At 74.0% G+C, this 13,437-nt stretch carries 13 protein-coding genes; 8 read left to right on the top strand and 5 right to left on the bottom strand.

The window, feature by feature from the left end; translation table 11 throughout:
* Positions 1 to 37 precede the first annotated feature (37 nt).
* On the top strand, positions 38 to 421 hold the full coding sequence (locus ABD981_RS04180; protein ID WP_345527941.1) for an endo-beta-N-acetylglucosaminidase: 384 nt from the start codon (positions 38 to 40) through the stop codon (positions 419 to 421).
* Between the two features lie 70 nt (positions 422 to 491).
* The gene (locus ABD981_RS04175; RefSeq protein WP_345527939.1) at positions 492 to 2,078 is read left to right on the top strand and encodes a GH85 family endohexosaminidase C-terminal domain-containing protein; all 1,587 of its coding nucleotides are present in this window, start codon (positions 492 to 494) and stop codon (positions 2,076 to 2,078) included.
* A 29-nt stretch (positions 2,079 to 2,107) separates the two neighbouring features.
* Here the strand turns inward: ABD981_RS04175 and ABD981_RS04170 are convergent, their stop codons facing one another.
* A complete protein-coding gene (locus ABD981_RS04170) occupies positions 2,108 to 2,725 on the bottom strand; it encodes a LysE family translocator (RefSeq protein ID WP_046909418.1) in 618 nt (205 codons plus the stop codon).
* A 138-nt stretch (positions 2,726 to 2,863) separates the two neighbouring features.
* Between ABD981_RS04170 and ABD981_RS04165 the strand changes: the two genes are divergently transcribed.
* The gene (locus ABD981_RS04165; RefSeq protein WP_046909419.1) at positions 2,864 to 3,679 is read left to right on the top strand and encodes an alpha/beta fold hydrolase; all 816 of its coding nucleotides are present in this window, start codon (positions 2,864 to 2,866) and stop codon (positions 3,677 to 3,679) included.
* A 13-nt stretch (positions 3,680 to 3,692) separates the two neighbouring features.
* On the opposite strand, the gene ABD981_RS04160 is transcribed toward ABD981_RS04165, so the two are convergent.
* Positions 3,693 to 4,142, bottom strand: a complete 450-nt coding sequence (locus ABD981_RS04160) for a MarR family winged helix-turn-helix transcriptional regulator (protein ID WP_240495318.1) — start codon at positions 4,140 to 4,142, stop codon at positions 3,693 to 3,695.
* A gap of 175 nt (positions 4,143 to 4,317) precedes the next feature.
* Here ABD981_RS04160 and ABD981_RS04155 point away from each other — a divergent pair, with 175 nt between their 5' ends.
* Genes ABD981_RS04155 through ABD981_RS04140 form a run of 4 tightly spaced genes read left to right on the top strand, consistent with a single transcriptional unit; the run spans position 4,318 to position 8,156 of the window.
* Entirely contained in the window at positions 4,318 to 5,244 is a 927-nt protein-coding gene (locus ABD981_RS04155; protein WP_046909420.1) for an SDR family NAD(P)-dependent oxidoreductase, read from the top strand.
* Entirely contained in the window at positions 5,244 to 6,137 is an 894-nt protein-coding gene (locus ABD981_RS04150; RefSeq protein ID WP_046909421.1) for an amidohydrolase family protein, read from the top strand. The genes ABD981_RS04155 and ABD981_RS04150 overlap by 1 nt, the downstream gene beginning before the upstream one ends.
* A gap of 11 nt (positions 6,138 to 6,148) precedes the next feature.
* Positions 6,149 to 7,657, top strand: a complete 1,509-nt coding sequence (menE, locus tag ABD981_RS04145; protein WP_046909422.1) for an o-succinylbenzoate--CoA ligase — start codon at positions 6,149 to 6,151, stop codon at positions 7,655 to 7,657.
* Positions 7,658 to 7,694: 37 nt separating this feature from the next.
* Positions 7,695 to 8,156, top strand: a complete 462-nt coding sequence (locus ABD981_RS04140; protein ID WP_046909423.1) for a MaoC family dehydratase — start codon at positions 7,695 to 7,697, stop codon at positions 8,154 to 8,156.
* Between the two features lie 40 nt (positions 8,157 to 8,196).
* Here ABD981_RS04140 and ABD981_RS04135 read toward each other — a convergent pair whose 3' ends face one another.
* On the bottom strand, positions 8,197 to 9,144 hold the full coding sequence (locus tag ABD981_RS04135) for an NADP-dependent oxidoreductase (protein ID WP_046909424.1): 948 nt from the start codon (positions 9,142 to 9,144) through the stop codon (positions 8,197 to 8,199).
* Between the two features lie 106 nt (positions 9,145 to 9,250).
* Between ABD981_RS04135 and ABD981_RS04130 the strand changes: the two genes are divergently transcribed.
* Positions 9,251 to 10,210, top strand: coding sequence for a GlxA family transcriptional regulator (locus ABD981_RS04130; protein WP_046909425.1), 960 nt, complete (start codon positions 9,251 to 9,253; stop codon positions 10,208 to 10,210).
* Here the strand turns inward: ABD981_RS04130 and ABD981_RS04125 are convergent.
* A complete protein-coding gene (locus ABD981_RS04125) occupies positions 10,207 to 11,397 on the bottom strand; it encodes an aminotransferase class V-fold PLP-dependent enzyme (RefSeq protein WP_123954723.1) in 1,191 nt (396 codons plus the stop codon). The two genes, ABD981_RS04130 and ABD981_RS04125, sit on opposite strands and share 4 nt — an antisense overlap.
* On the bottom strand, positions 11,394 to 13,385 hold the full coding sequence (locus tag ABD981_RS04120) for a carbohydrate-binding protein (RefSeq protein WP_123954724.1): 1,992 nt from the start codon (positions 13,383 to 13,385) through the stop codon (positions 11,394 to 11,396). Before ABD981_RS04120 ends, ABD981_RS04125 begins: the two co-directional genes overlap by 4 nt.
* Positions 13,386 to 13,437 lie beyond the last annotated feature (52 nt).

The raw sequence follows: 13,437 nt of genomic DNA, 5'->3' as shown, positions 1-13,437 counted from the left end.
ACTCGCCTTCGGGCACGGCACGTACGTCGACCAGCTGGTGTCTGGGCGTTTCGGCCGGCGAGGGTCTGATCCTCGCGCGAACCCGACCGTCGTCGACGCGGCCCACCGCAACGGGGTCAAGTGTCTACGGCACCGTCCTTCTGTACCGCCACCGCGCGTACGGCGGCCAGCCTCCAGTGGGTGCGCGACTTCACGCAGAAGTCCGGCGGCCGCTACCCCGTCGCCGACAAGCTGGCCCAGGTCGCGCAGCGACTACGGATTCGACGGCTGGTTCGTCAACCAGGAGACGGCGGGCGGAGACGCGGCGCTCGCGACCGAGGTGCGCAACACGATGCGCTACGCCCGCTCGCTCGGCCCGGTCGAGTTCATGTGGTACGACGCGATGACCGAGTCCGGCTCGGTGAGCTGGCAGAACGCGTGACCTCCGCCAACGACGCCTTCCTCCAGGAGGGCGCGCAGCGCACCAGCGACTCGGTGTTCCTGAACTTCAACTGGAGCGCGAGCGGCCTGAACTCCTCCCGCACCTGGCCCGCGGTTCGGGCGCGGCGAGTACGAGCTGTCAGCGCATCGACACCGAGTCCAACGGCTACGGCACGAGCGTCGACTGGAACGCCCTGTTCCCCGCCGGACAGGCCGCACACCACTCGCTCGGGCTCTACCGCCCCGAGTGGACCTGGAAGTCCGCCGCGACCGGGCCGACGCACGGCCCGCGGGCCCGTTACTGGGTCGGCGCCAACGGCGACCCGTCCCGACACACGACCACACTCTCCTGGAAGGGGCTCGCGCAGTACGTCGCCGAGTCCTCGCCCGTGACCGCCAAGCCCTTCGTCACCCACTTCGACGCCGGGCAGGGCGACTTCTACCACTCCGGCGGGACCCGGGTGTCCGGCGCGGCCTGGAACAACCTCTCCCTCCAGGACGTGCCGCCCACCTACCGCTGGCTGGTCACGTCCACGGGCACGAAACTCAAGCCGTCGATCGACTACACCGACGCCTACGAGGGCGGCTCGGCCCTGCGCCTGACCGGCACGCTCGACGCCGTGAACACCGTACGGCTGTACCAGACGAAGCTGCCCGTGGCGGCCGACACCAAGCTGTCGGTGGTGGTGAAGACCCCCGCCGCCGGGCCCACCCGGCTGAAGGCGGCCGTCTCCTTCACCGACGCCCCCACCACCTTCACCACGCTGGACCTCGGCGCCACCACCGGCACGGGATGGGAGCACAAGACGCTCGACCTCTCCGCGTACGCCGGGAAGACGGTCGCGCAGCTCGGCCTGGAGACGACCGGGACGACCTCCTCGTACGACATCAAGGTGGGCCGGATCGCCCTGTACGACGGCGCGGTGGACGCCCCGTCCGCACCGACGGCGCCCACCGTCCTCGGCACGACGGACACCGGTGGCGCGAGCAAGTCGCTCCGGCTCGGCTGGACCGCCTCGGCCTCCGGCGAGGTCCATCACTACGAGGTGTACCGCCGCAACGCCGACGGCGGCCGCACCTTCCTGGGCGCCACGCCCAACGACAGCTACTTCGTACCGAAGCTGGACCGGGCCGGCACCGAGACCTCGACGACGCTCGACGTCGAGGCCGTCTCCACCGAGTTCGGCCGCTCCCCCGCCGCGAGCACCACGGTCACCTGGTCCGCGACCACCGAGAGCAACCTGGCGCTGAACCGGCCCGCGACGGCCTCCGGTCAGTGCAACGCCTCGGAGGCCCCCGCCAAGGCGGTCAACGGCAGCGTCTCGGGCGGCAACGCCGACAAGTGGTGCGCGACCACCTCGGCCAAGTGGCTGGAGGTGGACCTCGGTTCGTCCCGGCCGCTGAACCGCTTCGTGGTGAAGCACGCGGCGGCCGGCGGCGAGAGCGCGAGCTGGAACACCCGGGACTTCCGGGTGGAGGTCCGCGACAGCACCACCGCCGCCTGGACCACCGCCGTGACCGTCAGCGGCAACACGGCGGCGACCACGACCCACCCGGTGGCCCTGTCCGCCCGGTACGTCCGGCTGGTGGTCACGGCGCCCACGCAGACCACCGATCCGGCCGCCCGGATCTACGAGTTCGAGGCCTGGGGGACCTGACCGCGTGCCGCCCGGGCCCGGGCGGCACGCTAGGAGGCCGCCGTCGCGACCTTCACCCCGAAGCCGATGAGCACCACACCGGTGACCCGCTCCATCGCGCCCCGCACGGCGGGCCGGGCGAAGAAGGAGCGGGCCCCGGCGAGCAGCAGCACGTAGCCGGAGAGCCAGACGACCGTGAGCGCCGCGTGGACCAGCACCAGCAGGGCCATCCCGGTGTGCGGGGAGAGCCCGGACGGGGCGAGGGTCGGCAGCAGGCCGGTGTAGAAGACCGCGATCTTCGGGTTGAGCAGGTTGCCCACCAGACCGGTCCGCCACGGGTTCCCGGCGGGCGGCGGCGCGTCCACGGGCGCCGCCGCCCCACCGCGCCTGGTCCGCCACAGCGCCTGCGCACCGAGGAAGACCAGGTAGGCCGCGCCGACCAGCTTCACCACGGTGTACGCGACGGCCGAAGCCGCCAGGACGGCGGCCAGCCCGGCCACCGCCAGCACGCCCCAGACCAGCAGCCCGCCGACGATCCCGCCGACGGTCAGCAGCCCGTCCCGCCGGCCGGCGGCCACGGCCCTGCGGGTCACGATCGCCATGTCCGGTCCCGGGACCATGGTCAGAAGCGCCAGCACACCGGTCGCCGCGAGAAGTTCGAACCCCATGGGCGGAGTCTGCCACCCGCACGCCCCGCGCGTTCTCCCGCCCCGGAGCCGTACGTCCGCCGGACAATGGAGCCCTGGACCGGACCGAGCCGGGTCGGGTCCCACCGGGCCGGATCGGGCCGTCGCAGGGAGCAGCGGATGGCAGAGGTCGAGGTCGACGGGGCACGCCTGTTCTACGAGGCCGGCGGCGACGGTGCCCCGCTGGTCCTGGTGCACGGCTCCTGGGGCGACCACCACAACTGGGACCAGGTCGTCCACGGGCTCGCCCTGCGCCACCGGGTGCTCGTCTACGACCGCCGCGGGCACAGCGCGAGCGAGCGGCCGGCCGGACAGGGCTCGCGGCGCGAGGACGAGGACGACCTGGCCGCGCTGATGGAGGCGCTGGGCTTCGCGCCCGCGTTCGTCGCGGGCAACTCCTTCGGCGCCTCCACCGCCCTCGGGCTCGCCGCCCGCAGGCCCGGGCTGTTCCGGGCCCTCGCCGTCCACGAGCCCCCGCTGCTCGACCTCGCCGCCGAGGTGCCCGAGCACCGGGAGGAGGTGGCCGCCACGCGCGGGCGGCTCGACGCCGTCGCCGCCCTGGTACGGGCGGGCGACCCGCTCACCGCCGCCCGGACCTTCGTGGACGGGGTGGCCTTCGGGCCCGGCGAGTGGGAGCGGTTCCCTCAGCGGCTGCGGGACACCTTCGTCGCCAACGCCCCCACCTTCCTCGACGAGCAGGGCGACCCGGGCTGGGCCGCCCTCGACGTGGCCGGGCTGCGGCGCTGCGCCGCCCCCGTGCTCCTCACCCGGGGCTCACGGAGCCCGAGCTGGTTCCGGGCGGTCTACGACCGGGTCGCCGGGGCACTGCCGGGCGCGCGCACCCGGGTCTTCGAGGGCGCCGGTCACGTGCCGCACGTGAGCCATCCGCAGCGGTACGTGGAGGAGCTGACGGCCTTCTTCGCGACGGCGGGGTGAACCGGGCGGGGCGTCAGGCCCCGCCGGGCGCCTCCGGCTCGGCGACCCGCTGCAACAGCCCGTGCAGCACGGCCCGTTCGTCCTCGGTCAGCGGATGGAGCAGGTCGTCGGTGACGCGGCGGCTGGTGCGGTCGGTGTCGCGCAGGAAGGCGCGGCCCGCGTCGACGAGGACGACGACGCGGCTGCGCCGGTCGCCGGGCGCGGGGCGGCGTTCGACGAGGCCGAGGCGTTCGAGGTCGTCGACGAGGCCCACGATGGCGCTGGGGTCGTAGCCGAGCCGGGTGCTCAACTCCCGCTGGAGCGCGCCCTCGACGGTGGCCAGGTAGCGCAGGAGCGCGTAGTGGCGCAGGCGGAGGCCCGATTCCTGCAGCGCCGCGTTGAAGAGCTGCCCCGAGCGCAGGCCGAGGCGGTAGAGCAGGTAGCCGCTGTCGGAGTGCAGTCCGAGCATCCAGGGTTCGTCCATGGGTCCAGCATGGGGCACTACCGGTGTTGCTGACAACTATTGACGTCAACAATGATTGGTCCTAGCTTCCATCACGGCGGACCGCCGGCGATCGAGCCCCACGCTCTCCCGGTGACCCGCTCCGTACTCCCGCGCCCGTCATTCCCTCACTCCCTCACTCCCGAAGGGACAGCTCATGTCGCACTCCCCCGCCGTCGACCTCACCGGGAAGGTGGCCGTCGTCACCGGCTCCGGCCGCGGTCTCGGTCTCGCCTACGCCTCCGCGCTCGCCGCAGCGGGCGCCGCCGTCGTCGTCAACGACCTGGACGAGGAGGTGGCCCGGCGGGCGGCCGACTCGATCGTCGCGGCCGGCGGGCGGGCCGTCGCCGAGGCCGTGGCGGTCGGCGGCGCCGAGGCCGCCGACCGGCTGGTGGCCCGCGCCGTGGAAACCTTCGGCCGGCTCGACGTCCTCGTCACCAACGCCGGGATCCTGCGCGACAAGGTGCTGTGGAAGATGACCGACGACGACTTCGACGCCGTCGTGACCACCCATCTCAAGGGCACCTTCACCTGCGCCCGGGCCGCCGCCGTCCGCATGCGCGAACAGGGCGAGGGCGGCAGCCTGATCCTGATCGGCTCCCCCGCCGGGCAGCGCGGCAACTTCGGCCAGACCAACTACGCGGCCGCCAAGGCCGGCATCGCCGCCATGGCCCGTACCTGGTCGATGGAGCTGTCCCGGGCCGGCATCACCGTCAACGCCGTCGTCCCGGTGGCCGCCACCGCCATGACCGAGACCGTCCCCGCCTTCGCCCCGTACGTCGAGGCGCTCCGCGGCGGCGAGCCGCTGCCGGACTTCCTGCGGAAGGGCGAGGGGTTCGGCACCCCGGAGGACTGCGCCGCCCTCGTCCCCTTCCTCGCCTCCGAGGCGGCCCGGGGCATCACCGGCCAGTGCGTCGGCATCGGCGGGGACAAGCTGGCCCTGTGGTCGCACCCGCAGGAGGTGGCCACCGCGTACGCCGACGGCGGCTGGACCCCGGAGACCCTGGCCGCCGCCTGGCACACCTCGGTGGGCCGCGAGCCGCAGACCGTGGGCATCCCCGCGCCGAAGCTCCCGGAGGCCTGATGTCCGCGCCGTCCGTGGACGACCTGGTCGCGATCGACGTCCACACCCACTGCGAGGTCTCATCGAAGGGCCACGCCTCGCTCTCCGAGGAGCTGCACACGGCCTCCGCCGCGTACTTCAAGGTCGCGGGCGAGCGGAAGCCGACCCTGGAGGAGACCGCCGCGTACTACCGCGAGCGGCGGATGGCCGCGGTGGTCTTCACCGTGGACGCCGAGCACGCCACCGGCACCGAGCCGATCCCGAACGAGGAGATCGCCGAGGCGGCGGCCGCCCACGCCGACGTCCTCATCCCCTTCGCCTCCGTCGACCCCTTCCGCGGCCGGGCCGGAGTGCGGCGGGCCCGCCGGCTGGTCGAGGAGTACGGGGTCCGGGGCTTCAAGTTCCACCCGAGCATCCAGGGCTTCTTCCCCGACGACCGGATGGCCTACGGCCTCTACGAGGTCATGGAGGAGACCGGCACGATCGCCCTCTTCCACACCGGGCAGACCGGCATCGGTGCCGGGGTCCCCGGGGGCGGCGGCATCCGGCTCAAGTACTCCAACCCGCTGCACGTCGACGACGTCGCCGCCGACTTCCCGCACCTGAAGATCATCCTGGCGCATCCGTCCTTCCCCTGGCAGGACGAGGCGCTCGCCGTCGCGACCCACAAGCCGGGGGTGCACATCGACCTGTCCGGCTGGTCGCCGAAGTACTTCCCGCCGCAGCTGGTCCGGTACGCGAACACCCTGCTCCAGGACAAGGTCCTGTTCGGCTCCGACTTCCCCGTGCTCAGCCCCGACCGCTGGCTCGCCGACTTCGCGGAGCTGCCGGTCAAGGACGCGGTCCGCCCGAAGATCCTCAAGGAGAACGCCGCCCGGCTGCTCGGCCTCACCGGCTCCGACTCCCCTTCCTGAAAGGGCACCCGATGCGCAACGAGGGACTGGGGTCGTGGCCCGCCCGCCGGGCCCGCAAGACCCCGCACCGCACCGCCCTGATCCACGACGGCGCCACCGTCACGTACGGGGAGCTGCACGCACGCACCTCCCGGCTGGCCCACGCCCTGCGGACGGCCGGGGTCCGGCGCGGCGACCGCGTCGCCTACCTCGGCCCCAACCATCCGTCGTTCCTGGAGACCCTGTTCGCGGCCGGCCTGCTCGGCGCGGTCTTCGTGCCGCTCAACACCCGGCTCGCGGCGCCCGAGATCGCGTACCAGCTGCGCGACTCCGGCAGCACCGTGCTGCTCCGCTCGCCCGCCCTCGCGGCGGTGGCGGACGCGGCGCTCGCGGAGGGCGGGACCGGTGTGCGGACGGTCGTCGACACCGGCGGCCCGTACGAGGAGCTGCTCGCCGCCGCCTCCGCGGAGCCGGTCGACGAGCGGGTCTCGCCCGAGGACGTGGCCCTCATCATGTACACCTCGGGCACCACGGGCCGCCCGAAGGGCGCGATGCTCACCCACGGCAACCTGGTCTGGAACGCGGTCGACGTCCTCGTCGACCTCGACCTGGCCGGCGACGAGACCGCGCTCGTCTCCGCCCCCCTGTTCCACACCGGCGGCCTCAACATGCTGGCCCTGCCGGTCCTGCTCAAGGGCGGAGCGTGCCTGCTCGTCGAGTCCTTCGACCCGGGCGACACCCTCGACCTGATCGAACGGCACGGCGTCACCTTCGTGTTCGGGGTGCCCACCATGTTCGACCGGGTCGCCCGGCACCCGCGCTGGGCGACGGCCGACCTGTCCAGTCTGCGGCTGCTCACCTGCGGCGGCGCGCCCGTGCCGACCGCGCTCATCGCCGCGTACCAGGAGCGGGGGCTCGCCTTCCTCCAGGGGTACGGGATGACCGAGGCCTCACCGGGCGTGCTGTTCCTGGACGCGGAGCACGCCGTGAGCAAGGCCGGGTCCGCCGGGGTGCCGCACTTCTTCACCGACGTACGGGTGGTGCGCCCCGACCTGACCCCGGCGGCGACCGGCGAGACGGGCGAGGTGCTGGTCCGCGGCCCGCACGTGATGGCCGGCTACTGGGGCCTGGCCGAGGAGACGGCGGCCGTGTTCGCCGACGGCTGGTTCCGCAGCGGCGACGCGGCCCGGGTCGACGCCGACGGCTACGTCACCATCGTCGACCGCCTGAAGGACATGATCATCTCGGGCGGGGAGAACATCTACCCCGCCGAGGTGGAGGACGCCCTGCTCGCCCATCCCGACGTCGTCGAGTGCGCCGTCATCGGCGTGCCCGACGGGACGTGGGGCGAGACGGTCCGCGCGGTGATCGTGACCGGAGCGGCCGGCACGCCCGATCCGGCCGCGATCCTCGCGTCGCTGGACGGCCGGCTCGCCCGGTACAAGATCCCGAAGTCCGTCGTGGTCGTCGCCGAACTGCCGCGCACGGCCTCCGGAAAGCTCCTCAAGCACCAGCTCCGCACCCGGTACGGAACCCCCTGACACGCCACCCGGCGCTTCCCTAGGAAGGACCACCCCCATGACCACGACCCTCATCGTCGACGGCATCGACGCCCTGAAGGAGCTGGCCGGCAGCGAGCTGGGCACCAGCGGCTGGATCGACGTCACCCAGGACCGGATCGACGGCTTCGCCGACGCCACCGGCGACCACCAGTGGATCCACGTGGACGTGGAGCGCGCGAAGGAGGGCCCCTTCGGCGCCCCGATCGCCCACGGCTATCTGACTCTCGCCCTCTTCATCCCCCTGTTCACCGGACTCCTCGACGTCCGGGGCGTCACCACGAAGGTCAACTACGGCCTGGACAAGGTGCGTTTCCCCGCCCCGGTCACGGTCGGCTCCCGGCTGCGGCTCGTCGCCCGCCTCGCCGCGGTCGAGGAGGTGAACGGCGGCGTCCAGATCGCCGTCGACGGCACGATCGAGATCGAGGGCGGCGCCAAGCCGGCCTGCGTGCTGCGCAGCCTGTCGCGCTTCTACGCGTAGGCCGGCTGCGGCCGGGTCCTGGCCCGGACCCGGCCGCGGCTCACGCCTCCGCGCCGTCCACCACGAGGACGATCTTCCCGGTGGTGCGGTCCGTCTCGCCGAGCGCGTGGGCCTCGGCCGCGGCGGAGAGCGGGAAGACGGAGTCGACGTGGGCGCGGAGCGCGCCGGAGGCGACGAGGTCCGCGATGGCGTTCATGCCGCCGTGGTCGGCCTCGACCAGCATGGTGACCGCCCGGACGCCCCGCTCGGCCGCCTTCGCCGCGTCGTCGGGGTCGGTGGGCGGCAGGATCGACACGACGATGCCGCCGGGGCGCAGCACGTCGAGGGAGCGGGTGCGGGTGTCGCCGGAGAGGGGGTCGAGGACGACGTCGATGTCCTTCGTCGCCTCGCGGAAGTCGACCGAGCGGTAGTCGATCACCTCGTCCGCGCCGAGCGAGCGCAGGAAGTCGTGCTTGGGGGCGCTGGCGGTGGCGATCACATGCGCCCCGTGCGCCTTGGCGATCTGTACGGCGAGGTGGCCGACCCCGCCCGCGGCCGCGTGGATCAGGACGCGCTGCCCGGCCCGCAGCCCGGCGGTGTCGACGAGCGCCTGGTACGCGGTGAGGGCGGCGAGCGGCAGGGCGCCGGCCTGTACGTGGTCGACCTCGGCGGGCTTGCGGGCGAAGGAACGGGCCGGGGCGGTGACGTACTCGGCGTGGGCGCCGACCCCGTGCGGGTACGGCAGCATGCCGAAGACCTCGTCGCCGGGCCGGAAGAGGGTGACGCCGAAGCCGACCGCCTCGACGACGCCGGAGACGTCCCAGCCGAGGACCAGGGGCAGCTCGCTCAGGAAGAGGGCGTCGGAGGCGCGGTGCTTCCAGTCCGTCGGGTTGACCCCGGAGGCGCGGACGGCGACCAGGATCTCGCTGGGCCCGGGGACGGGACGGGGTACCTCGACCTCCTGGAGGACCTCGGGGGTTCCGTGGGTGCGCTGGCTGATGGCCCGCATGGTGGGGGCGGTGGGAGCAGTGGTGCTGTTCGTCATGGAGCAAGCCTCGCCGGACGCCCCCGGGACGTACCATGGCATGAATGCCATCTTTCGACAGGATCGTGCCATGGGAAACGTCCACCGGGTCGTCGTCCTCGCTCTGGACGGCGTGTACCCCTTCGAGCTGGGCATCGCCCACCGGGTCTTCGGCGCGGCCGGGGGCCGCTACGAGGTCCTGACCTGCTCGGTCGACGGCGGGCCGGTGCGGACGAACTCCGACTTCTCGGTGACCGTCGCGCACGGTCCCGAGGTGCTGAGCACGGCCGACACCGTGATCCTGCCGCCCTGCGAGACCGCCCTCGTCTCGCCCGAGCTGCCCGAGGCGGTCGGCGCGGCCCTCGCGGCGATCCCGCGGGGCGCGCGGATCGTGTCCATCTGCACGGGGGCCGTGCTGCTCGCCGCGGCCGGGCTGCTCGACGGCCGGCCGGCGACCACCCACTGGGCGCTCGTGGACCGGTTCCGCGCGTGGTTCCCGGAGGTGGCGCTCGACCCGGACGTCCTGTTCATCGACGACGGCGACATCCTCACCTCGGCGGGGGCCGCCTCGGGCGTGGACGTCTGTCTGCACCTGCTGCGCAAGGACCACGGGACCGCGCTCGCCAACCGGGTCGCCCGCCTGGCCGTCGTGCCGCCCTGGCGGGACGGCGGCCAGGCGCAGTACATCGAGCAGCCGGTGCCCGAGCCCACCGCGAACGACACCTCGGCCACCCGCCAGTGGGCGCTGGAGAACCTGCACGAGCCGCTGGCCCTCGCCGATCTCGCCGGGCACGCCCGGATGAGCCTGCGCACCTTCGCGCGCCGGTTCAACGAGGAGGTCGGCATGAGCCCGGGCCGCTGGCTGATCCAGCAGCGGGTGACCCGGGCCCGTGACCTCCTGGAGTCCACCGACCTGGCCGTGGACGACATCGCGGGCCAGGTCGGCTTCGCCACCGGAACCTCCCTGCGCCAGCACCTGCACGCCGCCATCGGGGTGACCCCCCTGGCCTACCGGCGCACCTTCCGCGGCGGGGTGGGCGCCGGCGTCTAGCGCCCGTCCAGCAGGGCGCCGAGTCCGGCCGCCAGCCGCTCGTACTCCTCGGGCCGGTTGTAGATCTGCCCGCTGATCCGGATGCCGCCGCCGTCCGGCCAGGCCCAGACGAGGGTCCGGCAGCCGAGGCGGGCCGCGATCTCCTCGCGCAGCGCGGCCGCCTCGGCCTGCGTCCGGGCCAGGCTCCGGGGCAGCCGCAGGGACCGCATGGCGAGCCCCTCGTCGCACGGGAGGGGCGTGACGCCCGGGAGGCGGGACAGCAGTGCGGCGCCGTACGCGACGAGGGCGCCGTTGTGGGCGCGTACGGTCGCGGCGCCGAGGCGCTCGATCAGGTCGAGGCCCTCGGGCGCGGCCAGCCAGCCCGTGTAGTCGGCGGTGGCCCGGAACTCGACCGCGCGCGGGAAGCCGCGGTGGCCCTCCCAGGAGGGCACCGGCGCGGGGACCCGGGCCCGGAACCCGGGGCCGACCGCGAGGACGGCGCTGCCCGGCGGGGCGTAGGCCCACTTGTGCAGGTTGCCGAACCAGAGGTCGGGCCGTCCGGCGAGCGGTTCGGCGAGCATCCCGGGCGCGTGGGCGCCGTCGACGACGGTGGTGATCCCGCGGGCGCGCAGCTCGGTGAGCAGCCGGGGCGTGGCGACGGGCCGCGCGGTGGGCGAGCTGATCTGGTCGAGCAGCGCCACCCTGGTGCGGGGCGTGATCCCGGCGAGCACCGCCGCGCACACCGCGTCCTCGTCCGGGAGGGCCGGGTCGAGGGCGACGGTGGTGAGCGGGGCGCGCCGGGCGGCGGCCGTGATCACCGTGCCGTAGCCGTGGTCGGTCACCAGGATCTCGTCGTCCCGCTCCAGGCGCAGGGCGTCGAGCGCGAGGTTGGCCGCCTCGGTGGCGTTGGCGACGAACGCGAGGCCCTCCGGCTCCGTTCCCAGGTGCGCGGCGACGCGGGCCCGGGCCGCGGCGAGCCGGTCGGGGACGTCGCGGAAGAAGCGGTCGGGGTCGGCGGCGGACTCGTCGTCGAGGCGGCGGCGTTCCCGGGCGACGGGGACCGGGACGGCGCCGTAGGAGCCGTGGTTGAGGTGGGCGACGGCCGGGTCGAGCCGGAACAGGCCGGCGCCGCCCGGGAACGCGCCGGGCGCCGCGGATCCGGCGGGCGCCGTCGCCTCGGGCGCGCCCGAGGCCTTCCGCCCCGTCATCGGACCTCCACCGACACCGTACGGCCGGGGGCCACCCGGGTGCGGACGGTCGTGTACGTGACGCCGTCGACCACCTCGGTGCGGGCCGGGCGCCTGGCGCCGTCGACCAGGACAGTGGCGTGGGCGCCGGGGAAGCGCGCCACCCAGGTGTAGGGCCGGGTGCCGGAGGTGTGGGTGAGGGTGGAGCGGAGGGACGCCGGGGCCGTGTCGTGCCGCAGGGTGAAGGCGGAGTCGCCGACCCGCAGGTCCGAGACGCTCAGCCAGTCCATGCCGGAGGGCAGGCGCGGCTGGGTGGTGAGGGTGCGGGCGGGGGCGTCGGGGGTGACGCCCATGAGGCCCTGGACGGTCTGGGCGACGAGGGTGAAGGACACCTCGGGGTAGTCGCCGTTGGTGCCCTGGCGGGTGTTGACGTGCTGGACGTCCTTCTCGGCGTAGATGCGGCGCATCCACTTCCAGGCGGTGTCGGCGCGGTTGTCGGTGAGGAAGGTGTCGGGGAGGTAGGTCAGGGCCTCGATGTTGTCGGGGCGGCCGGCGCCCTCGGCCTGGGCGTCGATGTAGTCGAGGTAGGCCTCGCGGCGGGCGCCGGGGTCGATGATCCGCTTCATCGGCATGAACCAGCTGTTCTCCTTGCCCCAGCCGGTCAGCGCCCGCCCGTCGGTGGTGTAGCCGCGGACCATGTCGGCGCCCGAACCGGTGCCGCTCCAGGTGGTGTTGAAGTAGGTCCTGAGCGCGCGGGCGCGGCGGTCGAAGCGGGCGGCGGTCGCGGTGTCGCCCTTGGCGCGGGCGAGGGAGGCCATCGCGCGGTAGGCCTGGTACTGGGAGCCGATGGCGTCGCCGGCCTCGGCGAGCGGTTCGTCGCTCTGCTCGTTGTAGCTGGCGGTGCCCTGGAAGATGCCGTGTCCGGTGCCCTCGGCGACCCGCACCGGGCCGTTGTCCTTGCGGCCGTCGTGGAGGGTGACGAACTCCTCGGTGGTGTGCCGGTAGAAGTCCCACAGGGCCGGGTCGTCGAGGTAGGCGGGGTCGCCGCTCCAGCGGTAGGCCTCCTCGGCCTTCTGGACGAGTTCGAAGGGGGCGGGGACCTCGCGGACGAAGAGCTCGGGGCCGCGGTAGTCGATGGAGAGCGGGCTGCGGTTGTCGAAGTTGAGCGCCCACACCGGGTAGTAGGCGTGCTCGGCGGTGGCGGAGGCGGCGAAGGCGCGCAGCATCTCCTTGTTCTCGTCGTGCAGGCCGAGGATGCCGGCACCGGCGAGCTGGTGGGCCATGTCGCGGGAGTAGTAGCCGCTGCGGTTCGCGTAGCCGGCCCAGTAGGAGGGGCCGTAGACGCCGGTGCCGGTGCCGCCGGTCTGGCGTTCGTCGGCGTCGAGGGGGCCCCGGGTGCCGGGGAGGTGGACCCAGCTGTTGGCCTTGTGCTTGGCCCAGTCGAACATCGCGACGATCTCGGGGTCGCTGGAGCCGATCCGGGGGTCGGCCGGGGCCGCCGGGGAGACCATCACGTCGTCGACGTTGACCCAGCCCCGGCCCGACTCGAAGGCGATCTCCAGCCGGTCGCCGGGGGCGAGGGTGATCCTGCCGAGCGTGTGGCGCCGGTAGCCGGCGCCGGCCGGCAGGAGCCGCTCCGCGGCCTCGGTGCCGTTGACGCGCAGGACGTAGCGGGCGCCGGGGCCGCCCGTGGCGATCCAGGCGGAGACGAGGTAGCCGCCGTGCCCGGTGGCGGTCACGGTCTGGGAGATCTTCATGCCGCTGCCGGCGTCGAGGTAGGCCAGCCGTCCGCCGGCGTGCGGGTAGTTGCTCGCCACGCCGGTGCCGGAGGTGAACTCCCAGCCCTCGCCGCCCCGTTCGAAGCCCGGGTCGGCGACGGCCAGCGGGGCGGGTGCGGTCGGCCCCGTCGGTGCGGCCGGCCGCGCGGGGGTGGCGTGGGCGGCGGTGAGCGGGGCGAGCGTACTGAGCAGCGCGACGGCTGCGAGCAGCGTCAGGCGGGTGCGCGTCATGAGGGTGTCTCCCGGATCGGGTCGGGTCGGCGCGCGGCACGCTAGCAACCGG

It is taken from the genome of Streptomyces showdoensis, from assembly GCF_039535475.1.
In the GTDB taxonomy this organism is placed as follows: Bacteria; Actinomycetota; Actinomycetes; order Streptomycetales; family Streptomycetaceae; genus Streptomyces; species Streptomyces showdoensis.
The sequence above is the reverse complement of the archived record's forward strand: the minus strand, read 5'-3'. Positions and strand labels throughout refer to the sequence as shown.